The sequence below is a fragment of the Anaerotruncus sp. 80 genome (assembly GCF_009936115.1).
GTDB lineage: Bacteria > Bacillota > Clostridia > Peptostreptococcales > Anaerovoracaceae > Senimuribacter > Senimuribacter intestinalis.
The window spans coordinates 1-4,469 of record NZ_QWES01000043.1 but is presented as its reverse complement, the minus strand read 5'-3'; the positions used below and the strand labels follow the sequence as shown (position 1 = coordinate 4,469).

Here is a 4,469-nt window from a genome sequence, read left to right as displayed (position 1 = left end):
GCTTTCCCGAGAGAACGAATCGAAGATGAAGTTCGATTGGAAGAAAGCTACGGCGAGGGTAACCCGATGAAAGCAAGCGGTAGAGAGGCTTTCCAAAAAGGAAAAATGAAAGGAAGAGATTAAAGATGATCGATATTTGCATTATTGGCGGCGGCGCTGCAGGGATGACCGCGGCGATTTGTGCAAAGGAAGAAAATCCTGCTTGCGGGATTTTGATTTTAGAGAAGAAGAATCAACTGGGGCGGAAGATTTCCGCGACTGGAAATGGAAAGTGTAATCTTTCCAATATTGCCTGTCCCAATGTGGAACAGACCTTGACCTTTTTTGAAGGGCTGGGCATTTTAACGAGAACCGATTCTGCTGGAAGAATTTATCCATACACAGAAGATGCAGCAGCGGTGAGAGAAGCGCTGGAACAGAAAATTCAGGAGTTGGGTATCGAAGTCATGACATCTTCGGAAGTCCAGTCCATCGAAAAACAGGATTGTTTCGTGATTGAACTGAAGAACAAAACTATTCAGGCGCGAAAGCTGCTCATCGCTTGCGGCGGTAAGGCAGGTGCAGCCTTTGGCAGCACGGGAGACGGATTTCGGTTTGCAAAGAGTCTGGGCCATCAGATTCAAAAACCAGTTCCGGTACTCACAGCAGTTGAGGTAAAAGAAGATCTGGAAAAACTTGCCGGGATTCGTGCAAAGGCACAGGTAAAATTACTCTATCAGGATGAGCCTGTTTTTACTGAAAGCGGTGAAATTCAGTTTACTAAGACAGGTATTTCTGGAATCTGTGTTTTTAATCTGTCCAGGTTTCTGCTGATCCCTCCGGGGGCTTCTTTTGCAGATGGCTTTGATGATTACAAGATTGAAATTGATTTTTTTCCGGACAGAGAGGACATGGTCAGCGTTCTGGAATTGCGCAAGGCGCAGGGAGTTGCCGCACAGAGACTGCTGCAGTTTCTCGTAAAGAGACCTATCGCGGAAATGATTGAACGCCTTGCCAAAGGGGATACCGTAGAGAGCGGAAGGCTCTTAAAAGCCTTTCCTCTTTCGCCGAAAGGTGTAAAGGGGTGGGATTTTGCACAGGTAACAAAGGGCGGCGTGGCACTTGGCGAAGTATCAGCGGCAACGCTGGAGTCGCATCTTGTAGAAAACTTGTATTTTGCTGGCGAGGTACTGGATTATGATGGTCCATGCGGCGGATTTAATCTGCAGTACGCATGGGAGACAGGCATGCTGGCTGGAAAGGGGATGGCAAAATGACGCCCAGATATAGAATACATCAGGTGAAACTGAGCCTGCAGGAATCTACAGCGGATTTACCGAAGAAAATATTAAAGAAACTGGGAAATAGAGACTATATTCTGACAGATGTGGAAATTGTTAAGGAATCTATCGATGCCAGAGATAAAAAGGACATAAAGAAAGTCTACTCTGTAGACTTTTCTGTGGTGACAAGACAGCGTCCAAGAGACTATATCCGCATTCGTACCGGAGGAAAGACGGGTGTGGAGGAAGCACCGGATATGACTTATATAGAAGTTCCTTGCGGTGAGCAGGTGCTGACTCACAGACCGGTTATCATTGGATTTGGACCTTGCGGCATGTTTGCAGGTTTAACCTTAGCGAGGCGGGGACTGAAACCGCTGATTATTGAACGCGGTGCGCCTATTGAGAAGCGGGTAGCCGATGTAGAAAAATTTTGGGCGGAAGGAATTTTGAACCCGGAGTCCAACGTTCAGTTTGGGGAAGGGGGCGCAGGCACCTTTTCCGATGGGAAATTAACAACAGGGATAAAAGATCCGAGAATCCGGCGGGTGCTTTCTGACTTTGTCAGAGCGGGAGCGGACCCGGATATTCTGTATAAACAGAGGGCACATATCGGCACAGATGTTCTTCGGACAGTAGTAAAAAATATTCGCGAAGAAATCATTCGCCTTGGCGGTGAGGTTCGCTTTAATACCCGCTTTGTGGAGGTGAAGACGAAAGATAAGTGTGTGAAATCCATCGTAGTGGTGAAGGAGGGCAAGGAGGAAGAAATTTTTACAGAGGATGTGGTACTTGCTATCGGACACAGTGCGAGAGATACTTTCCGTTATCTTGCCGGCCGCGGCATCAAAATGCAGCAGAAGCCATTTTCTATCGGCGTGAGAATTGAACATCCGCAAAGTCTCATTGACCGCGCACAGTATGGTGAGGGAGCATCGCAGCTTTCGCCGGCGGATTACAAACTTTCCCATCACTGTACAAATGGTCGCGGCGTATATACCTTTTGCATGTGTCCGGGCGGAGAAGTGGTAGTTGCGTCTTCTCAGGAAGGCGGCGTGGTGACCAACGGGATGAGCAATCGAGCGCGAAACAGCGGTACTGCAAACAGCGGACTTTTGGTGGATGTGCGCTGTGAGGATTTTGGCTCGCCGAGTCCATTGGCAGGAATCGAATTTCAGGAAAAATATGAGAAACTGGCATTTTCGCTGGGCGGAGGGAATTATCAGGCGCCCAAGACCACTTGGGCGGAATTTCGGGATGACAAAGATGCTGCAGCAGCGGTGATTGGCTCGCTCCCTGAATTTGCGGTGGAATCGATCAGAGAGGCGATGCCCCATCTGGGCAGAAAACTTTCCGGTTTTGATGATGATCGCGCAGTACTTACGGCAGTGGAAACCAGAAGCTCTTCTCCGGTGCGTTTTGCCAGAAATGAGAACATGGAGGGCACCTTCGGCGGCTTTTATCCGGCAGGAGAAGGCACCGGCTATGCAGGCGGCATTATGAGTGCGGCATGCGATGGTATCAAGGTGGCGGAGAAAATTATCAGCAAGTATCAAGCGTAAATAATTATTAGAAAATTCTGCCTTCATATTTACATTACTACTTAGACATGATATAATGTATAAAATAAAGGAATTTGTCATGATAGTAGGAGGTGGAAGTATGAATCCGGCAATAGCAATAATTCCGAAGTTGATACTTTTAATCGTGATACTGGTGCTTGGTTTAATACTGCACTTTGTGACGGAATGGATGAAGAAGAAAAGACAGCCCGAGTGGGATGAATTTCAGGAGAAAGTTAAGGACTTCAACGAAAAGCACAGCGGTGATTTGAGTGATGACACCAAGGAGTTTCTTGGAAAGCATGTCAATGATTCACAGACCAGCCATGCGCGGTATATCATCAAATACGATGAGAATCTTCGGAAAGATTTAGAAGAAGAATAGATTTGGCTGTAAAGATTAAAGCTATCCCCCGTCAGAGAGACCCGGCGGGGGATTTGTTATGGAGAAGACAGAATCGAGAAGTCATGTATCAATTCTGATATATTAAATTCATTAAACTCAGTAAATCCATCGAACGTAATTTTAACATTGCAGAACTTTACCCTTTGTTGGTTCAAAAAAAGGAAAGTCTTCGGTTGTAGGGGTATGGTATGACCAAGGCGCCGGAAACTTTTGGGGGAAAGCATAATAATGGGTATGATATAATCCTGAAAATGAAAAATATCCGCCCCATGCCGTCATTTTTTAACAAAATTCTGCGTAAAGATGGGATGGATTGTATTTTAATCAGATTAGCGGTATTTATTTTGCATTTTTTTAAGAAGTTTTTACTTTTTTCTGCAAAGCGAATTTTTGTTTCGCGTTGAACTTCGTCTGGCTCCCTGGAACCACCTAGACTTTACTAAGCTGTCGGAAAACTTATTGAAGGTTTGTCAAACATATGTTACACCGTCATGCAAAAAATTAAATAAAGTATCTTTAGGAGAAAGCCACTTTAATGGACGCATAGGAAAGTTGTTGTACTTTCGGTTATGAACCTTTAGCTGAGCAGCAAAATCTGCAAAGGAGTAGAACGAGTGGGTTGCATAGAAGTATTCGTTATCTTTTCTATGTGATCGTTCTACCTTTCCATTATGTCTTGGTGTAAAAGGTTTAATCAGCTTATGCTCAATACCCAGTTCTTTGAGCTTTTTTTCAAACTGGCTAAGGTCATTTGCTCTTTTGCTAACAAATCGCTTAGTGAACTCTGGGCCATTGTCCGTCTGCACACATTCCACAGCAAAAGGAAAAGCTTTCAGCATGTGTTCTAAAAATACCGTTGAAGAATAGCTGGAGATTTCATCAAATGCTTCCACATAGCGAAATCTAGAAAATTCATCGATAGCAGTGTATTGATAGAATTTTTGACCTGAAGCTTCACCAACTAAGCAGACGGCAGGAACATGCTTTACATCCACCTGAACCCTTTGACCTGGATAATCCATTTGTTCATAAGGCTTTGGGATATACTTTGGATTTGGAGGCTTGATTGGAGTAAGTTTAAGCCTTCTGAGAACACGCCAAAGACCGGTAATAGAGCGAGAATATCCACGCTGAGAGAGTTTTACCCAAAGTACGACAAGTCCGGCATGAGGGTTTCTACGGCGCATGTCTTTGATGAGCTTGAGTTCCTCAGGGGTATGCTGGTTAGGATGATGAGGT

The 4,469-nt window shown here is 45.1% G+C and carries 4 protein-coding genes; 3 read left to right on the top strand and 1 reads right to left on the bottom strand.

All coding sequences use genetic code 11. The annotated features are described in order from the left end of the window. Positions 1-125 precede the first annotated feature (125 nt). The 3 genes from D1155_RS14920 to D1155_RS14910 all read left to right on the top strand — a co-directional run bounded on the left by D1155_RS14920 (position 126) and on the right by D1155_RS14910 (position 3,209). Positions 126-1,256, top strand: coding sequence for an aminoacetone oxidase family FAD-binding enzyme (locus D1155_RS14920; RefSeq protein ID WP_160203207.1), 1,131 nt, complete (start codon positions 126-128; stop codon positions 1,254-1,256). Beyond that, entirely contained in the window at positions 1,214-2,824 is a 1,611-nt protein-coding gene (locus D1155_RS14915; RefSeq protein ID WP_243153697.1) for an FAD-dependent protein, read from the top strand. The genes D1155_RS14920 and D1155_RS14915 overlap by 43 nt, the downstream gene beginning before the upstream one ends. Positions 2,825-2,924: 100 nt before the next feature. Then, the gene (locus D1155_RS14910; protein WP_160203205.1) at positions 2,925-3,209 is read left to right on the top strand and encodes a hypothetical protein; all 285 of its coding nucleotides are present in this window, start codon (positions 2,925-2,927) and stop codon (positions 3,207-3,209) included. 491 nt (positions 3,210-3,700) lie between these two features. On the opposite strand, the gene D1155_RS14905 is transcribed toward D1155_RS14910, so the two are convergent. Next, positions 3,701-4,469 (bottom strand): DDE-type integrase/transposase/recombinase (locus tag D1155_RS14905; RefSeq protein ID WP_160203204.1); only part of this gene is annotated, 769 nt, incomplete at its 5' end.

What these genes read in the sequence shown, in the direction of transcription:
- D1155_RS14910 (WP_160203205.1), top strand. Translation starts at nt 2,925, where the DNA reads ATGAATCCGGCAATAGCAATAATTCCGAAGTTGATACTTTTAATCGTG.
- D1155_RS14920 (WP_160203207.1), top strand. Translation starts at nt 126, where the DNA reads ATGATCGATATTTGCATTATTGGCGGCGGCGCTGCAGGGATGACCGCG.
- D1155_RS14915 (WP_243153697.1), top strand. Translation starts at nt 1,214, where the DNA reads ATGGGAGACAGGCATGCTGGCTGGAAAGGGGATGGCAAAATGACGCCC.